Origin of the sequence: Litchfieldia alkalitelluris, from assembly GCF_002153425.1 — a bacterium.
In the GTDB taxonomy this organism is placed as follows: domain Bacteria; phylum Bacillota; class Bacilli; order Bacillales; family Salisediminibacteriaceae; genus Evansella; species Evansella alkalicola.
Genome location: NZ_KZ119600.1, coordinates 267,233 through 286,804 on the forward strand (window position 1 = coordinate 267,233; position 19,572 = coordinate 286,804).

At 34.4% G+C, this 19,572-nt stretch carries 11 protein-coding genes; 10 read left to right on the forward strand and 1 reads right to left on the reverse strand.

The genetic code is table 11. The features are described 5' to 3' along the window. From BW724_RS01425 to BW724_RS01465, 10 genes are all read left to right on the forward strand, one after another. Positions 1-1,182 carry a tyrosine-type recombinase/integrase gene (locus tag BW724_RS01425; RefSeq protein WP_088073331.1) on the forward strand — a complete coding sequence of 394 codons (1,182 nt, stop codon included), beginning with the start codon at positions 1-3 and terminating at the stop codon, positions 1,180-1,182. Beyond that, positions 1,182-2,099: a tyrosine-type recombinase/integrase gene (locus BW724_RS01430; RefSeq protein WP_088073332.1), complete on the forward strand. Its 918-nt coding sequence runs from the start codon at positions 1,182-1,184 to the stop codon at positions 2,097-2,099. Before BW724_RS01425 ends, BW724_RS01430 begins: the two co-directional genes overlap by 1 nt. A gap of 95 nt (positions 2,100-2,194) precedes the next feature. Next, positions 2,195-2,356: a site-specific integrase gene (locus BW724_RS23415; RefSeq protein ID WP_176371246.1), complete on the forward strand. Its 162-nt coding sequence runs from the start codon at positions 2,195-2,197 to the stop codon at positions 2,354-2,356. Positions 2,357-2,813: 457 nt separating this feature from the next. Beyond that, positions 2,814-3,983: a tyrosine-type recombinase/integrase gene (locus tag BW724_RS01435; RefSeq protein ID WP_176371247.1), complete on the forward strand. Its 1,170-nt coding sequence runs from the start codon at positions 2,814-2,816 to the stop codon at positions 3,981-3,983. Between the two features lie 191 nt (positions 3,984-4,174). Next, complete coding sequence (locus tag BW724_RS01440; RefSeq protein ID WP_088073334.1) at positions 4,175-5,332, forward strand: tyrosine-type recombinase/integrase; 1,158 nt, start codon at positions 4,175-4,177, stop codon at positions 5,330-5,332. A 248-nt stretch (positions 5,333-5,580) separates the two neighbouring features. Then, complete coding sequence (locus BW724_RS01445) at positions 5,581-9,300, forward strand: AAA family ATPase (protein WP_088073335.1); 3,720 nt, start codon at positions 5,581-5,583, stop codon at positions 9,298-9,300. A gap of 221 nt (positions 9,301-9,521) precedes the next feature. Further along, the gene (locus BW724_RS01450; RefSeq protein ID WP_088073336.1) at positions 9,522-12,755 is read left to right on the forward strand and encodes a helicase-related protein; all 3,234 of its coding nucleotides are present in this window, start codon (positions 9,522-9,524) and stop codon (positions 12,753-12,755) included. Further along, positions 12,749-13,375, forward strand: coding sequence for a DUF4391 domain-containing protein (locus BW724_RS01455; RefSeq protein ID WP_088073337.1), 627 nt, complete (start codon positions 12,749-12,751; stop codon positions 13,373-13,375). Before BW724_RS01450 ends, BW724_RS01455 begins: the two co-directional genes overlap by 7 nt. 2 nt (positions 13,376-13,377) lie before the next feature. After that, entirely contained in the window at positions 13,378-15,267 is a 1,890-nt protein-coding gene (locus tag BW724_RS01460) for a site-specific DNA-methyltransferase (RefSeq protein WP_176371248.1), read from the forward strand. A gap of 13 nt (positions 15,268-15,280) precedes the next feature. Beyond that, positions 15,281-18,379, forward strand: coding sequence for a type III restriction-modification system endonuclease (locus tag BW724_RS01465; RefSeq protein ID WP_088073338.1), 3,099 nt, complete (start codon positions 15,281-15,283; stop codon positions 18,377-18,379). Between the two features lie 393 nt (positions 18,380-18,772). On the opposite strand, the gene istB is transcribed toward BW724_RS01465, so the two are convergent. Continuing rightward, positions 18,773-19,492 carry an IS21-like element helper ATPase IstB gene (istB, locus tag BW724_RS01470; protein ID WP_088073339.1) on the reverse strand — a complete coding sequence of 240 codons (720 nt, stop codon included), beginning with the start codon at positions 19,490-19,492 and terminating at the stop codon, positions 18,773-18,775. Positions 19,493-19,572: the final 80 nt, after the last annotated feature.

Sequence of the window (19,572 nt, forward strand, 5' to 3'; positions counted from 1 at the left end):
GTGGCCCTAGAAAAAGAGGACCATCCTCAATTCACCATTCATAAAGAAATACAAGGGATTTTGAATAAATACGGCCAAGTTCAAGTGGAAAAAGAACTTGGCTCCATCGGTGTTCTTTTAACGGAACCGAAGAACTCTAAAAGTAAAGAGATGACGTTGCTGGAGGGAGCGCAGCACTTTTTAGAGGATGAATTTTCAACCTACCAAAATGTTTCCCCTTCCTCACAGTCATCTTATAAAAGTGAAACGAGAAGTTTTTGTAAGTATTTTGGGGTCAATATCGATAAGGATATCTCAACAGATGTCTTGTTAAAAGAGGTATTAACCCCTCAAAAATTAGAGGACTATTTAGATCAAGTGGCTAAAACAGAGGCGACGCGAAGAAAAAAAGCGGCTTTTTTGAGAACGTTTATCGATTCAGTAGCAAGGGATCTGCTAAGTGAGAAAAAAATCAACCAATTAAATAAAAGGGCATTACATCTAGATAATCCAGACCCACAGCCCCCACGAGCCTTTACCGCAGAACAAATTGATTATTTGCTTAATTTGTCTCGCTTAACACGTTGTGCCCTTCGAAACTATACGATCCTTTGGACGCTCGTAGGAACAGGGATGAGAGTGGACGAGTTACATTTTCAAATTGGGGATGTGAATGTAAAGCAAGGTTGGATAAAGGTGAAAGCCAAAGGTCGGAAAAAGCGAGCAAAAGTGAAACGGTATATGACACCAGGAGCCATCAAGGCAATGAAATACTATATTACTTTCACTTACTCCCATTTAATGAAGGTTCTAAAAGATAACGAGTATAAGAACCTATATGTTTTTTCTGATGACGCAGGGAGTAACCCTCTGTCCAATCGGGCCATTCAAAAAATGGTTAGAGGTTTAATTGATACGGCGATTGAGAATAACGTGATTCAAGATAAGGTATGGGACAGTGATCGTGGAGAAGAGGTGAAAGTGAACTATTCGACTCATTCCTATCGTCACTCCTTTGCGATCTATGCCCTTGAGAGTGGAATGGATATATACATTGTCCAAAAATTGTTAGGGCATAAATCCATTGCATCCACAGAAGTTTATTTAAATCTATTTGATGAGCAGTACCAAAAAGCAATAGATAAACATCCATTTGCACAGCTTGAAACAGACCAATTAAAACACTTAGGAGGTGATGTCTAGTGGAAGGAATTCTCTTTTCGTCGATGTACTTTCAGAAGTGGAAGGAACTTAATACCTTAAAGCCCAATTCTGTTCAAATGTATATTAGCCATTTAAAAGTCTTTGAGGACTATTTAGGGTTAGTGGGATGGAAGGGGGAGCTTGACTTTGACAAGTTTTATTACAGCAAGATTCATGATAAGTATGCCCCGATTGACCTTGATTTTATGGATGGATTTATTGAGTATCTTCACGATCATAAACCAAGATCACAAGCCAAACTTGGTTTTACCGTGGTAAAAAGCTTTATGGACTTATTGGTGGATTATGATTTGATGGAATATAATCCACTGAGACATTTTAAAAACCCATTCTACTACGAATCCTTTAGAAACAGAGCGTTAAGTGAAGAGGATTGCATAAAGCTTTTAAAGGCAGCCTTTGATCTCGATCCTTTTTTTCAACAATACTATTTGATTATTTTGCTTCAAACCACTTGTGGATTAAGAGCAAGGGAATTATGTAAGCTTACTGCTTCACAGATAGATTTGGATCGCAACATCATTGTCATTGATAAAGGTCGTAAAACGAAAATTGGTACGGTTCGCATGACAGATGCTCTCCAGAAGAAGCTTAAGGAATATATGGATCATCCCTATTTTAAAGATTGGTCAAAGGAACAAGATAAGGAGTTGTTTTTTGTTAAAAACAAGCCGTTCACCCCGACGGACCTTAATAAGTTACTGAATGAACTTAGAAAGAAAGCAGACATATCACGGAAAGTAACCAACCATGATCTAAGAGCCACAATGGCTTATCTATTGTATAAAGAGGGGAGCGATTACCGGTCAATTCAAAGACAACTTCGGCATAGTAAATTAAAAACAACGCTCGGTTATTTACCAATTCATGTTGAATTAAACGGATACCTTGATTAGTTTCAATGGCAGTTTGAATAAGTAAGGGTGGTTATTTGTAAAGTACATCTATAACTACCCTTATCATGGATTAGCTGTTGAGAGAGAGAATCTTATTGAAAACAACGAAAGGAATGAGAAAAATGAACAATAATTCAAATACTAGTCTTAATCAATGGAGGCACCTTGTTCTTTTAATGATTTCTACAGGAGCAAGGCAAGGGGAGCTTTTATCACTTAGATGGCACCAGAACGATTCAGGTAGAAAAATTAATTAACCATCAATAGGTTGTAGACTATCCTGGAGTATCATTTAAACTGGACATGAAATCGCAGTCTTTGAGGCTTCGTGAGCGATATTCACATTTAATGAATAATGTAGAATTTTTTTATCGCTAGTAATTGCTACGTAGTAATACCTTCAACTATAATGAAGGTAATTCAATATAGTTGCCTTATGTAAATACATTGCAGCAGGAAGAACCTGGGCGATGGATTAGTGAACTCACTATCCGTCTGCCCTTTTTTATTTGTCAATTTGACCTTGTGTAACAATTGAAAGGGGTGATTCATGTAAAACAATAGATGTTTTTTATAAGTCAAAATCAATAAATAATGTTTAAACTTCATTAGATTCATAGATAGTTATGTGAAATTTTAAAAATAAAACAAGTAAGTATGTGTTTTGCAGTTGACGTATTGAACCAAACATACTTCAAAATTGGAGGTAAAAGGATGATTGAGAAAGTAGTAATGGAAAATGAAAAGAAAACTAGTTATGCAGTGATTTACGATGAGAGATTAGATTATAGAACTGGCAAACATTATATGAAGCAAAAATCATTTCCGACGAGTGAAGAGGCCGAAATGTTTCTTGAAGAACTTGGTAGTGATAACCGTGAATTAAGTATTTTAATGGAAACAGAACAAAAAGGGCAACAGGCAACGAAGGTCCTTTTTAATGAATACGTAGAAGATTGGTTTTATGGGGAACACGCTCATGTGATTAAACTAACAACTTTCAAAGTGAGACAAGCTTTATTAAATAAACATATTGTTCCTTTTTTTGGTGATAAGTACCTTCATGAAATTAATGAACAGGAAATAGCAGAATTAATTGCTCAAAAAGACCGTGAAGGATATTCGAAAAGTACAATTGGTAGCGTTCATAACTTTTTATCTACATTGTTTCGTTCGGCTGTGAAGAAAGGATATCTCGATAAAAATCCTGTACGCTTTATGAACATGGTAAAATTTCCGAATCGTATTCCGGTAATTTTGAGTGAATCAGAAGTAGAAAAGCTACTTGAAGTCGCTCACTCAGAAGGTGAAGGTATGATGTATGAATTTGAAATTAGTTCAGGAGTGAGGTTAGCAGAGATATTGGCCCTTTCGTGGAGTGATCTTGATTTTGAACGAGAGACAATAACTGTTAATAAGAATGTTGTTTCTGGCGGGGACGTTAAACACGAAATTGCAAAATTAAGAAGAGGCTATCGAACGATACCATTGCCTACACATTTAATGCCTAAACTGCAAAAGCATAAAGAAGGACAGCAGTTGATGAAGGAACAACTTGGTGATGACTACCATCATGAATTAGATCTTATTTTTCCAAAGAAAGACGGTGGAATTCAAAGTACATCGACCGTTCGTGCAAGATTTAATCGTTTAGTTCACAAAGCAAATATAAGGAAAATTAACTTCCATGATTTAAGGAAAACGCATGCTACCTTGCTAGTTAAAGCTGGTGAATCCCCTTACCAAGTAAGTATACGTTTAGGTCATAAAAGTATTGATTCGATAAATGAATTCGTAAGACCGTACTTACCGATTTCTGAGATCTCAATTCATCCCTTCAGTAAGAATACTAAAACCACTGATAAGGGGATTAAACAAGAATAACCTGTTATATTAAACTCGAAAATGAGGCTATTAGGGTTTAGAAGCATTTAGACGGGTATGATTCAGCAGAAAGTTTCATAGTTAAAATGATACTTGAGCTAAATAGTTAATGTTAATACAAAATAAAAAAGTAATTATGGGGGTAATGAGGAATCTATCACCAATATACTTAAAACTTGGAGGTAAAAGATATGGCGAAAAAAGTAATCATCGAAAAAGGAAATAAAAAGAGCTATGCAGTGATTTTTGGTGAGGGAATAGACCCTCAAACTGGGATGTATCGTCTAAATCAGAAAGGATTTAGAACGAGTGAAGAAGCGGATGAATTTATTGAACAACTCGGAAGCATTAAAGAGGAAATGCGTATTGATATGGTAGTGGACCATAAAGGTGAAAAATCTACAAAGGTCCCTTTCAGCCAATATGCAAAAGACTGGTTTTACGGAGAACATGCCCACATGATTGCAACACAGACATTCAAAGTAAGACAAGCCTTGCTAGAAAAACATATTGTACCGTACTTTGGTGACATGAATCTCCTTGACATTACCGAAATAGAAATACTTGAATTGTTTAATCAAAAAAGTCGAGAAGGATATTCAGAAGGTACAATTGGTAGTATTCAAAACTTTTTATCCACTCTGTTCCGCTCGGCTGTTACGGAAGGTTTAATAAATAAGCATCCTATGCGTCGTATTAAAAAGAGACATACTTCAAATCGTAGTCCAATAATTTTGAGTGAATCAGAAGTACAAAAGTTACTTGAAGTCGCTCACTCAGAAGGGGAAGGTATGATGTATGAGTTTGAAATATCTACAGGATTACGACTTGGGGAGATTTTGGCTCTATCATGGAGTGATATTGATTTTGAGCATAAGATGATAATTGTTAACAAAATTGTGGATGCTGGAGTAGGTGGCAAACATAACATTGTGGAAATGAGAAGTGATTATAGAAAGGTAATGATCCCTTCACATTTGATACCTAAGTTACAAAAGCACAAAGAAGAACAGCAACTAATGAAGGAAGTGCTAGGTGGCCAGTACCACGATGAACTTGATCTGGTTTTCCCTAAAAAAGGCGGTGGAATTCAAAGTCCATCGACTGTTCGTACTAGATTTAATCGTTTAGTTGATAAAGCGAATATTAGTAAAATTACCTTCCATGATTTAAGAAAAACGCATGCTAGTTTGCTTGTTAAGGTTGGGGTCCCTCCTTACCTTGTAAGTAAACAATTGAGTTACAAGAGTGCTGATACACTTTATCACTTTTTGCCACTGCAATTTTCCGATTCCACGAAATCAATTAAACTGTTAAGAAACAATGACAAAGAGAATGACATTGATTAAATAACAACTTAATGGAGAAGCTCAAACTTGATGTGTTTGGGCTTCTTTTAATTTTATTAATCTCCATTTGCAGGGTGATATATATTCAAGAATAATAATAGATTGATAATAACTAAATTACATTTTTGGGTTAAATATTGAGTTGAGGTATTGTATTATGAGTATATCAGGGGAATTTTTAAAATTGTAATAAATCAATTAATAATATAAGTGCTCATGTTAATTTAGAAATATGAAAGGAGAATAACATGGAGAAGAAATCGTATCCATTAAAACATTTATCCATTCGTGTACCTTGGCATGATAATGGATGGAAAGGTACTGTCTGTCATAATCCAAGAAAGAATACAGCTTGCTTAAAATTAAAGAGGATTTCAGAGTCAAAAGATGATGTTCAAGAAGAAAGTGTTGCAGGTCAGTCAATTGAAGATTTATCACCTAGTGAATGGCCATGCTGTATTGGTGAACGTGGTATGTTTATGGCACCATTTGAATATACAAAACGAGTTAATCATCCTTATGTAAATAGTTCAAAAAACACTCATGGTCATATGAAAGAAACAACACTTCGATTTCCGGTGTATTCTGCAGCAGCTATACCGTTCCGGTGGATGCTAAAGGAATCGAGAACTGAATTAACTAAATCATACCCTATTGTAATAGATGAAGAAAGAGAACCAAAGTTAAGTTTCACATCTATTTGGTGGCAAGAGAAACATAATCAACAACAAATCTTAAATAATTTCATGAATCATATAAAGGATGAATCTCTGGTATTCTTTTATGCAAAGCAAGTACCGCATGTGGAAGATAATAGAAGAATATTAATTGGGGTTGGCCGGATTAACCATATTGGTGATTTGACTGAATACGAATATAAAAGTGATGGAATGAAGTCCATGCTTTGGGAAAGAATGATTCAACATTCAATACGTCCGGACTTTGTTGATGGCTTTATATTACCGTATCAAGAGATTTTTGATTATGTGGAAGAAAACCCTGAGTATGATATTTCAAACATGATTGCTTTTGCACCTAGTGACAAGATGGTTGAATTTTCTTATGCCACAGAACATGTTTCCCATGATGGGGCGATTGAAAGTTTAATATCCATTGCAAATGCACTTCAGGAGATTAAAAAGAAATTTGATGGTCCTTGGGAGAGCTGCCTTCAATGGATTGATAACCGTTTATCGGAGGCATGGCAATTAAGGGGTCCATATCCTGGTTTAGGTTCAGCATTAACAGCTTTTGGGGTAGGATTAGGTTCGTTTGTTGCAAAAACATTGGAAGAACAATTAGAGGAAGAGCAAGATGTTTGGGAATTAGTAGAAGAAATGTTTCAAAAGCCTGAAAAACTACTACCACCTTACCTTGCTAGACATATTGGAAAAAGCCTCTTCCAAGTATGGAACACTCTACCAAATACCCGAAAAAAACTATTAAAACTGGTAAGTCGGTTTGAATTTTCAAATGAACATGCTAAGCTTGCTTTTATTAAAGCAGAACGAGAACAGGAAAATGTAAAATTAACTGACGAAGAAATACTTGAAAACCCATATGTACTATATGAGAAAACTAGATTACTTGTTGATCCAATATCTGTTTTTACAATTGACAAAGGTGTTTACCCAACCGAGTCTATTTTGCAAGATTATCCTTATTTACATGGATTTTCTATGGACTCTCCATTGGATGAAAAACGAATCAGAGCGTTTTCAGTTTATTTTCTTGAGGCTTCAACAGAGGAAGGTCATACACTACTCCCATATACTTCAGTGATACATAAGATTCGAGAGTGTGCATTAACACCTGCTTGCGAGGTGCATGAAGACATTATGCTTGGTGTAGAAAACTTTTTCTCTAAGGTTATTGATATTGTCGAGATGTCTGATGGAACCAAAGCTTACCAATTATCTAGAATAGCCGAAATGAGTCAGTTAATACGTGACAGAATTTCGGCTAGAATTAGCCAAAAAGCCAAGCGTCATGTTATTAATGTGGACTGGAGAGTGAAAATAGATTCAATTTTTAAGGATATTTCTATTTTAGTAAATGAAGAGAGAAAAAAGGAAGAGAAAGCACGAACAGAAAAGGCTGCTATATTACAAGAATTAGCGGAATCTAGGTTTTCAGTTTTAATTGGCCCTGCAGGAACGGGGAAAACAACATTGTTGTCAATTTTAATAGATCAAGAAGAAATAAAAAAAGGAGAAGTTTTACTCCTAGCACCAACTGGAAAAGCGCGTGTTCGTATGGAACAGGTAACATCTGGATCGCATATTAAAGCTTACACGGTTGCACAGTTTTTAGGTAAAACAAAGAGGTATGACTTTAAAAATTATAGGTACCAGTTAAAGCACGAACCTGGTGAGCGTTGCCCTGAAACGGTCATTGTAGATGAAGCATCTATGTTAACAGAAGAGATGATGGCGGCATTATTAGAGTCATTAAAAGGTGTAAAACGTTTAATTTTTGTAGGGGACCCTAAACAATTACCCCCTATAGGCCCAGGAAGACCTTTTGTTGATATTGTTTCCAAACTGAAACCAACTAATGTTGATAGTATATTTCCTAAAGTAGGTCAGGGATATGGTCAATTGACAGTAACTAGACGGCAAAATGAAGAGGAAGTGCAAGAACGGGAAGACTTAAGATTGGCTCAATGGTTCAGTGGTAATGAGTCAAATGTAGATGACGATTTTTTTGATACATCAATAAGTTTCACAGATTCAGAGACTTTACAATTTTACCAGTGGGAGAACGAAGAAGACTTACCGGGATTGCTAAAAGAAGTTTTAGTAAAAGAACTTGAACTTGATAGTACTCAAGATGAAAAAAAATTCGAAAAGACATTAGGTGGAATGGAAAATGACAAAGGGTATATTAATTTTTACTCAGATACAAGAAATAAAGATTCCAAAACTAGTCAATCAGCAGTAAAACAGGTTGAAGATTGGCAAATCTTAACACCGGTTAAAAATTCGCTATACGGTGTAAAATCCATTAATAGAGAAATCCATCATTCATTTAAAAAAGGAAGAATAGAACAAGCGCAAAAAACGTTTAATCGTTTCTTTCCTAAACCACGAGGGTCAGAGCAAGTGGTATATGGAGATAAAGTTATTAATACTAGAAACCATAAACGAAATTATGTATGGCCAAGTGAGGCTGCATCAAAATATATTGCAAATGGTGAAATTGGACTAGTAATAGGAGAGTTTTCTAGAAATGCTTCACATTTTAATGTTGAATTTTCATCTCAACTAGGCTCCCGATACGAATTTTTCTCTAGTGATTTTTCAGAAGAGGGTGAACCAACTCTAGAGCTGGCATATGCACTAACCGTCCATAAAGCACAAGGGAGCGAATTTGGGAAGGTCTTTGTTATTATTCCTGAAAATTGTCCACTTATATCACCAGAAATGTTATATACAGCCTTAACTAGACAAAAAGAAAAAGTCATCATTCTCCATCAAGGGTTACGAAGTAGTTTATTAAAATATTCTTCTGCTCAATACTCTGAAACAGCAAGAAGATACACAAACTTATTTGAAAAACCACAAATGATTCAATTTGAAGGGACATTCTTAGAGCAGCGGCTTATCCATCGTACAACAAGAGGTGATTTAGTTCGTTCAAAATCAGAGGTCATTATCGCAGATATTTTACATTCTCATGGAATTGAATATGAATATGAAATTCCACTAGTAAAAGGAAATTCAACAAAATATCCAGACTTTACAATCGAAGATGATGATACAGGAAACACCCTTTTTTGGGAACATTGTGGAATGATGTTTGATGAAGGATATAAGAGAAGATGGGAACGGAATTTACAATGGTATCGTGACCAAGGTATTAAGCCGATTGATGAGGGTGGCGAACTAATCATAACTCAAGACAATGAAAACGGTGGAATAGATGCCGCGAAAATAAAAGAGATAATTAGTAATCTGTTTGATTAACTGATTAGTTATAAGTGTAAAAGACTCCCCATCTACTACGTCAAGATAGGGGAATCTTTTATTTATGCTTTTCTATCAGCTGCTAGAGGAAGTAGTGCTGATTTATCAATTGCTTCAGATAGCTCGTTAGAGAACTAGATAATTATATTAAATGGGTAAAATTTACTTATTATTTGTTATAATGAAGGTAAGTAATGAGATGCAGGTAAGGGGGCTTGGCTATGGAAATTTTCAACAATACTTCTAAAATTGTTAAAGATGATCTGGTTAAAGAAATAACACCTGGGAGTCGTATTTCTATCGCAGCTGCTTATTTCTCTATATATGCTTACCAAGAGCTAAAAACACAACTAAAAGATATAGAATCTTTGGAATTTATCTTTACTTCTCCCACATTTGTTACTGAGAAATTTCCAAAAGAGAGACGAGAATTTTATATACCAAGATTAAAGAGAGAAACTAGTGTATATGGTACTGAATTTGAAGTGAAATTAAGAAATGAATTAACTCAAAAATCAATTGCTCGAGAATGTGCAGAATGGATTCAGCAAAAGGTTACCTTTAAAAGTAATTCTACGCAAGACAGCATGGGTGGATTTCTAAATCTTCAATCAAGTGATAAGCAAATTACATATATGCCCTTAAGTGGATTTACTACAGTAGATATAGGTTGTGAACGAGGAAACAATGTTTACAATATGGTAAATAAGTTTGACGCACCTTTTAGTAATGAATACATACGATTGTTTAATGATATTTGGAGTGACAAAAGCCGTCTGCAGGATGTTACTGAACAAGTCATAGAGATTATTTCTACTGTTTACCAAGAAAATTCTCCTGAGCTAATTTATTTTATGACACTATATAACATATTTAATGAGTTTTTAGAGGACATAACAGAGGATGTATTACCAAACGAAGCTACTGGATTCAAGGAGAGTACTGTATGGAATAAGCTCTACAACTTCCAAAAAGATGCTGCACTGGCTATCATTAATAAATTAGAGCAATATAATGGTTGTATTCTAGCAGATAGTGTTGGACTTGGTAAAACATTCACTTCGTTAGCAGTTATAAAATATTATGAAAATCGTAACAAGAATGTTCTTGTACTTTGTCCAAAGAAGCTGAAAGACAATTGGCTCACATTCAGAGGGAATTTAATTAATAATCCCCTTGCTAAAGACCGTTTAAGGTATGATGTTCTCTTTCATACAGATTTGTCACGCGAAAAAGGCGACTCCGTGATTGGCTTACCTCTTGACCGCATAAATTGGGGGAATTATGACTTAGTAGTAATTGATGAATCTCATAACTTTCGTAATGGTGGTGCTACATCTGGGGAGTTTGGAGAAAAAGAAAATCGGTATTTAAAGTTGCTTAATAAAGTAATTAAACCAGGTGTAAAAACAAAAGTCTTAATGCTATCGGCAACCCCAGTAAATAATCGTTTTCTTGATTTAAGAAATCAATTAGCTCTTGCATATGAAGGCCATTCTGACTTGATCAATAAAAAGCTAAATACAAAAACAGATATTGATACTATTTTTAGACAAGCACAGAAAGTATATAACTCCTGGAGTAAACAACCACCCGAGACACGTACTACAAGTTCATTGCTAAAACAATTAGATTTTGATTTTTTTGAAGTGCTTGATAGCGTCACAATAGCCCGCTCAAGGAAGCATATTCAACGTTACTATGACACTACTGAAATTGGTAGTTTTCCAAAACGCAATGAACCTATTTCTAGACGTCCTAAATTAACTACTTTAAATAATGCAATTAACTATGAACAGGTATATGATCAGCTTTCTCAATTAAATTTATCTTTGTATACACCAACTAATTATATACTCCCAAGTAGGTTGAGTAATTATATTGATTTAGATTCGGAAGATAGCAACCGCCTTTCTCAAAGTGGACGTGAAGAGGGTATTCGCCGTTTGATGAGTATCAATTTGTTAAAACGAATGGAAAGTTCAGTCCACTCTTTTAAATTAACTGTTAAGCGTATTTATAATCAAATAATAGAAACATTGAATGTCATAAAAGAATTTCGTACTAGCAAGGATATAACAATACAAGATTATAGCTCCTTTGATGAATTTGACTTAGATGACCAAAATATAGATTTATTTACAGTGGGAAAAAAATATAGAATTGATATAAACGATATAGATTATTTATCCTGGCAACAGGATCTAGTTGCGGATAAAGAGATTTTGGAGTTATTAATTTTAATGGTTGAAGACATCACTCCAGAATTTGATTGTAAGTTGAATGAACTTATAGAAGTTATCAGTCAGAAGGTTACAAAACCTATAAACAATGATAATAAAAAGGTTATTGTTTTTACAGCATTTTCAGATACAGCCGAATATTTATATGAAAATATTAGTAGCTACGTAAAGGAAAAATTCGTGTTAAATAGTGCACTAATCACTGGTTCTATTGAGGGCAAAACCACAATTTCTAGGTTTCGTAATGATATGAACACTATCTTAACTTGTTTCTCGCCTGTTTCTAAAGACAAAGCCCTAGTTATGCCAAATGATAAAAACGATATTGATATCTTAATAGCCACTGATTGTATTTCTGAAGGTCAGAACTTACAGGACTGTGATTACTGTATTAATTATGACATACATTGGAATCCTGTACGTATCATTCAGCGTTTTGGACGTATAGACCGTATCGGTAGTAAAAACTCAGTTATACAGTTAGTCAATTTTTGGCCTGATATAACACTAGATGATTATATAAATTTAAAAAGTCGTGTAGAATCTCGAATGCGTATCTCTGTTATGACATCAACAGGTGATGACGATTATATTAATCAGGATGAAAATGGAGACCTAATTTATAGACGGAAACAATTGGAAAAACTGCAAGATGAAGTAGTCGATCTTGAAGAAATGACAACGGGTATTTCAATTATGGACCTTGGGTTAAATGAATTTCGTATGGATTTACTTGCATATATAAAAGAAAACCCGAATCTCGAGAGAACTCCTCTTGGAATTCATGCGGTTGTTGCTGGAGAAACTCCAGGAGTTATTTTTGTCTTGAAAAATACAAATAAATTAGGTAGTGGAGAAAGTCATAATCGTTTACATCCATTCTATATCGTATATATTTCAGACGAGGGTGAGGTTGTTACCAATCATCTTGAACCGAAAGAAATTTTAGATTTAATGAGATATTTAACGCGTGATAGAAAAGATGCTGATATGAAGGTTTGCCGTATTTTTAACAAGGAAACTAATGACGGTAAAAATATGAAACGAATATCAAATTTATTGCATGCAGCAATTTCAACCATTATCAGTGTTAAAGAAGAAAGTGATTTAGACAGTTTTTTTGGAACAGATCAAACAACATTCTTAACAGATACTATTTCTGGTCTTGATGATTTTGAGTTAATCTGTTTTATGGTGGTGTTAAAATGTTAATATTTCCAAAAAAGTCTAAAGTTGGACGCATCATGCCAAAAGAAGCCTTTTACAAACACCTTACACTAAAAGGTGATATTCGAGAAAAGTTCGTTTCTGATATTAAACGAATCGTGTTAGAGTATAAACTATCACCTGATACACTAAATGTGGAGAAAGGTGAAGAAGTAGCTGAAATCTTGGTGCTTTCACTTGAACTAAAGAAGAAAGAGCTTGATTATCGAACAGTTGAGGCTATTGCAAGGCAAAATTCGCATAAACTTCTTTTCATAATTAAGTATCAAGACCAGTTTCAGTTATCACTATATTATAAGAAGATATATAAAACTGACTGGATACCTGAACAAGATATTTCTCTGAATATGACTGGTCTTAATCTTGATTCAGTTTGGAATGGTTTAGTTGAGCAAGTAGCATTAAGAGAGGATATAAAAATTGCTCAGAATAATATTAGTGTTTCTGAAAGGCTAGAACAACAAGAGAGAATAATAAAATTACAAAAAGAAATAGACAAATTAGAGAAAGCCTCAAGAAATGAAAAACAACCAAAAAAGAGATTTGAGTTGTATACGAAATTACAAGATTTAAGAAAGAAATTAGAGAAAGAGAAAGGAGATTGAAAATGGATAAACTTAAAATGCAGTCAACAAATAAAGTGGCTGAGAATGTAAAAAAAATTGCTGAACTGTTTCCCAACACACTGACTGAAGTTATTAGAGGATATCGAGAAGATGGATCACAAATCGTAGAGCGTGCAATAGATTTTGAAATGCTAAGACAAGAATTATCCGACGTATTAGTAGAAGGTCCAGAGGAACGATACCAATTCACATGGCCAGATAAGAAGAAGTCGGTTCTGCTAGCTAATTCTCCTATAAATAAAACTTTAAGGCCATACCGAGAAGAAAGTGTAGATTTTGAAGAGACTAAAAATTTATATATAGAAGGCGATAATCTCGATGCACTTAAGTTACTTCAAGAAACATATCTAGGAAAAGTGAAAATAATTTACATTGATCCTCCCTATAATACTGGGAAGGATTTTATATATGAAGATGATTTTGAACAACTAGAGAAAGATTATATAGCAAGTAGTGGGCAACTTGACCTCGAGGGAAACCGTCTTGTAACAAATATTGAAAGCAATGGTCGCTTTCATACAGATTGGCTAAATATGTTATATCCACGTTTAAAATTAGCGAAAGACTTGTTAAGTGATGATGGTGTAATTTTTATAAGTATAGATGATAATGAAGTTGAAAATCTAAAAAAAGTATGTAATGAATTATTCGGTTCTAGGAACTTTGTTGCTAGTATAATTTGGGAGAGAGCTTTTTCTCCGGTTAATTTAAAGAAACACTTTTCTGAAAACCATGACTATATACTATGTTATGCTAAAAATTTGGATATACTTGAATGTAATGGATTAAAAAGGTCTATAGAGACAGATAACAGATATAAAAATCCGGATAACGATCCAAGGGGCCCTTGGACTTCATCCGATATGACTGTAGGTCCTGAAATCAAAGAAAAACTCTATGAAATAAAAACACCTAGTGGGAATGTAGTTAAACCAGCGAGTGGGAGATGCTGGCTTTTTACAAAAGAACGCTACCTTGAAATGCTAGAAGATAATAGAATTTGGTTTGGGACTAAAGGTAATAATATGCCCCGAGTTAAAAAGTTTTTATCTGAAGTAAAACAAGGGGTGACCCCTATGACAATTTGGAAATACTCAGAGGTTGGTCATTCTCAAGATGCACAACAGCAATTAAAACAATTATTCGATGGAAAAGCGTACTTCGATTATCCTAAGTCAGTCAATTTAATAAAACGTATAGTTGAACTTTACTCCAATCAAGATTCAATTATCCTTGATTTTTTCGCAGGGTCATCAACTACTGCGCATGCAGTAATGCAATTAAATTCCGAAGATAATGGTAATCGTAAATTTATCATGGTTCAAATACCAGAAGAAACAGATGAGAAGTCTGATGCCTATGCAGCAGGTTACAAAAATATCTGTGATATTGGAAAAGAACGCATTCGCAGGGCGGGCAAAAAGCTTTCAAAGGAAGATACGGATTTAAATTCTAAGAAGGTTGATTTTGGATTTCGTGTTTTGAAAGTGGATACAACTAATATGCAAGATGTCTATTATAGTCCGATTGAATATAAACAAGGAGAACTTTTCAAGCTTGAAGAAAATATTAAACTAGATCGAACTCCAGGGGACTTGCTTTTCCAAGTAATGTTAGATCTTGGTGTTCTTCTGTCAAGTAAAATAGAGGAAACATTTATTAAAGATAAAAAAGTTTTTGATATTGAAAAAGGTTACTTATTAGCATGTTTTGATACAGATGTTACAAGTGAGGTTATAACTGAGATTGCAAAAAAACAACCATACTATGCTGTTTTCCGTGATAGTAGTATAGCTAATGATAGTGTAGCAACAAACTTTGAACAGATCTTTGAAAACTATAGCCCGACTACTATAAGAAAGGTTTTATAGAGGAGGGTTTGTTATGAAAATTAAATTTAAAGTACAACAATATCAAACGGATGCTGTAAAGAGTGTAATAGATATTTTCTCTGGACAACCTTATATTGACCGCATAAAGTACAGACGGGATATAGGGATAAATCTCAAGCATCAACAACTAACATTGGATGGAGAATCAGACGAAAATAACGATGATGTTTCTGCTGGTTTTAAAAATGCTGATTTAGCATTTTCGGATGAGAAATTATTATTAAGTATTCGGAATATGCAGGCTCAAAACAATATTAAACTCTCGGAGTCCCTGATAAAACATCTTGGTAATTGTAGCTTAGATGTTGAAATGGAAACTGGTACTGGTAAGACATATGTTTATATTAAGACTATTTTTGAACTTCAAAAGAAATATGGTTGGAGTAAATTTATTATTGTAGTTCCTTCAATTGCTATTAGAGAAGGTGTAAAGAAGACCTTTGAAATTACACAAGACCATTTCATGGAGCATTACGGGAAAAAAGCCCGTTACTTTGTCTATAATAGTAAGAACCTAAATGAGCTTGATAACTTCAGTTCTAATGCAGGAATAAACGTCATGATTATTAATATTCAGGCATTTAATACAACGATGAAAGAAGGAGCAAGAAGTAAAGAAGCTCGCCGAATATATGAAAAATTAGACGAGTTCGGAAGCAGAAGACCTATCGACGTTATTAAGGCAAACAGACCTATCCTAATCTTAGATGAACCTCAAAAAATGGGTGGAGAAAAGACACAAAATGCTCTAGCTAATTTTAACCCACTTTTTTGTTTAAATTATTCTGCTACTCATGCCCATCAACATAACCTAGTGTATGTTCTAGATGCTGTAGACGCTTATAATAAAAGATTAGTAAAGAAAATAGAAGTGAAAGGGTTTGAAGTAAAAAATCTTAGAGGGACAGATAGATATTTATATCTAGAAAATATAATTATTTCCCCTACTAAACCTCCAATGGCAAGGATTGAATTGGAAAGAAGATATCAAAAATCTATAAATCGTGAAACACGATTACTTGGTGTAGATGATAATTTATATTCAATATCAAATGATATGGAACAATATAAAGGTTATCATATAAGTGATATTGATCCAATTCAAGGCACTGTTACATTTACCAATGGTCAAGTTTTATCTCGTGGTGAAGTTGTTGGGGATGTATCAGAATCTGATATGCGACGAATTCAAATTCGTGAGACTATCATCTCGCATTTTGAAAAAGAAAAACAATTGTTTGAACTAGGTATAAAAACACTTTCCTTATTCTTTATTGATGAGGTTGCTAAATATCGAAAATATAATGATGCTGGTGATGAGATTAACTCTGAATATGGCGAAATGTTCGAACAGGAATATATAAATATCTTAAATGATTATATTACACTTGAAGATACACCTTATGTAAAGTATCTAGAGAACATTGAACCAAGTAAGACTCATACAGGCTATTTCAGTATTGACAAAAAAGGTCGAATGATAGACAGTACTACAAAAAGAGGTTCAGATGAAAGTGATGATATTTCGGCATACGATTTAATTCTAAAAAATAAGGAGAGACTTCTTTCATTCGAAGAACCTGTCCGCTTTATTTTTTCACATTCAGCATTACGCGAAGGATGGGATAATCCGAATGTGTTCCAAATTTGTACATTAAAGCACGGGGGGATTAGCCCTACGCAAAAGCGACAAGAGGTAGGAAGAGGATTAAGACTTTCTGTAAATAAACATGGTGAGCGAATGGATGTTGATAGATGTGGCAGTTCAGTACACGATATAAATATGTTAACTGTTATTGCTAGTGAGGGATATAGAGACTTTGTTTCCGACTTACAGGTGGGTATCAAAGAAGCATTGTATGATCGACCGTCCAAAGCTACACAGGAATACTTTACAGGTAAAACGGTAATAGTCGAAGGACAGCCAGTAACCTTAGATGTTACACATGCTAAATCTATTTATCGATACCTTATTAAAAATGACTATATTGATGATCATGATAATGTAACAGAGTCTTATCGTGTAGATTTAGAAAATAATTGTTTAGCACCAGTTCCAGAACTGTTACTACCGATGGTTGAGGGTGTACACATGCTAATCCAGAGTGTCTTTGATGAGAGTGTGCTTGATGATATGATTGATGATGGTAATCAGACAAAAATTCAAGATAATCCATTAAATGATAACTTTTACAAGAAAGAATTTCAAACTTTATGGAATTATATAAACCACCAATATGCCTATTCGGTTGAATTTGATAGTGAGGAACTTATTAAAAAGTCAATTAAACATCTGAATGAGAACCTACGTGTATCTCAACTTAAATATACTGTCACTAGCGGAAATCAAATTGTAGACCTTGATGAACATTCCATAGCACGTAAAGATAGCTTTGTGGAGGAAAATACGAGAACAGAAACATTAAAATATGCTGAAACAAGTAAAATTAAATATGACTTAGTTGGAAAAATTGCTGAAGGTACGACACTGACACGGAAAACTATTGTGGCTATTTTATCTGGAATTGAGAATTATGTTTTTGCTATGTTTAAACACAACCCGGAAGAATTCATTACAAGAGCAATAAGGCTAATTAAAGAACAAAAGGCAACCATGATAGTGGAGCACATCTCATATGATCAGATTGAGAGGCAATACGATAGTAGCATATTCACAGCTGGAAAAGGAACTGTTGAGATAAAAAAAGCTTTTAGAGCAAACAAACACGTTCAAGACTATGTAGTTACAGATGGATTAGCAGCAAAAAGTGTTGAAAGGCGTTTTGCAGAAGATATGGACAGAGCAGAAGAGGTTTGTGTATATGCGAAATTACCTAGAGGCTTTTCAATTCCTACACCAGTCGGTAATTATTCTCCAGACTGGGCAATTGCATTTAACGAGGGTACAGTAAAACATATCTTTTTTATTGCCGAAACAAAAGGATCTATGGAAAGTATGGACATAAGACCAATTGAAAAAGCTAAAATAGCATGTGCGAAAAAGCTGTTCAATGAAATCTCAACGAGTAACGTTAAATATCATGACGTAGATAGCTACCAAACAATGCTAGATGTAATAAGTGGATTATAATTGAATAACAATTTGTAACACTTGACAGGGTACAATATGTATCCTGTTTTTTCATATCATAACTTTTTAGTTTAGGTTTTAAGTTTATTATTATATAAAGAGATGTCAACAGATAACTTGTGGATACCCTTTTTTCAATGTTTTGTAATAAATTAAAAGGAAAGTCGTATCGTCACTAATTAAAAGAAAAGACTAGAGAACATAGTTATCCATAGAGAAAACGTCATGTAACTATGTTTTTAGCTTATTTTGTTACATTAATATAACTTGATTTAACCGATTAATCGGAAATCAAAATCATAATTATTTTTGCAAATCTTGATAGATATGTATTTGGCAAGTAAAAAATGTATGAAATGGCAATTAAAAATGTATGCCACTTGCACCTCCTATTTACTTGTTTAGTAAAGACTCTTTATATCGAAAACTATCACCTTTAAATACTAATAAATGTGAATGATGTATCAGCCGGTCAATGACTGCCTCAGTAAGGATCGGATCTCCAAATACATGGTTCCATTGACCGAATTGAAGGTTGGTGGTGATTACCATACTTCGATTCTCATAACACATGGAAATCACCTGAAAAAGTAGTTCAGCCCCCTCCTTATTTAAGGGGATGTAACCCAATTCGTCCAAAACCAGATTGTCTAGCTTATCTATCTGTTTCATCAGCTTAGGTAACGTCCCTTGCTGATTGGCTTCTATTAATTTATTTACTAAACCTGCCACGGTAAAAAATTTCACCTTATAGCCAAACTTATATATGGCATTTAAGGACAGTAAGGTTGCTAAGTAGGTTTTCCCCGTCCCAACTCCTCCATACAAAATGAGATTCTCCCTATCTTTAATAAAATCCCCATTTAATACAGTATCTCTATCAATTCCTTGTGGAATTTGTATATGCTCCCACTGAAACGGCTGGGACCCCGTTTTGGGAAGTTGAGCTTGGCTTAATAAGAGATTAACCTTGCGCTCTTCTCGTGCTTCTACTTCCTTTTCTAAAAGCTTTAGAAGGAACTCCTCATTACTGTTTGCTTTGATATTGTTATAGTTCTCCTTCGTCCAACTGAGCTTCAGACGCTTGGCATATAGTGCTATTTGTTCATTCACCTTGCGACACCCCCTTCTTGGAAGAAGGCATCATAATGGGTTAACCCTCTTGAGGCATCCGGCATTGTTGGTACTCTGAA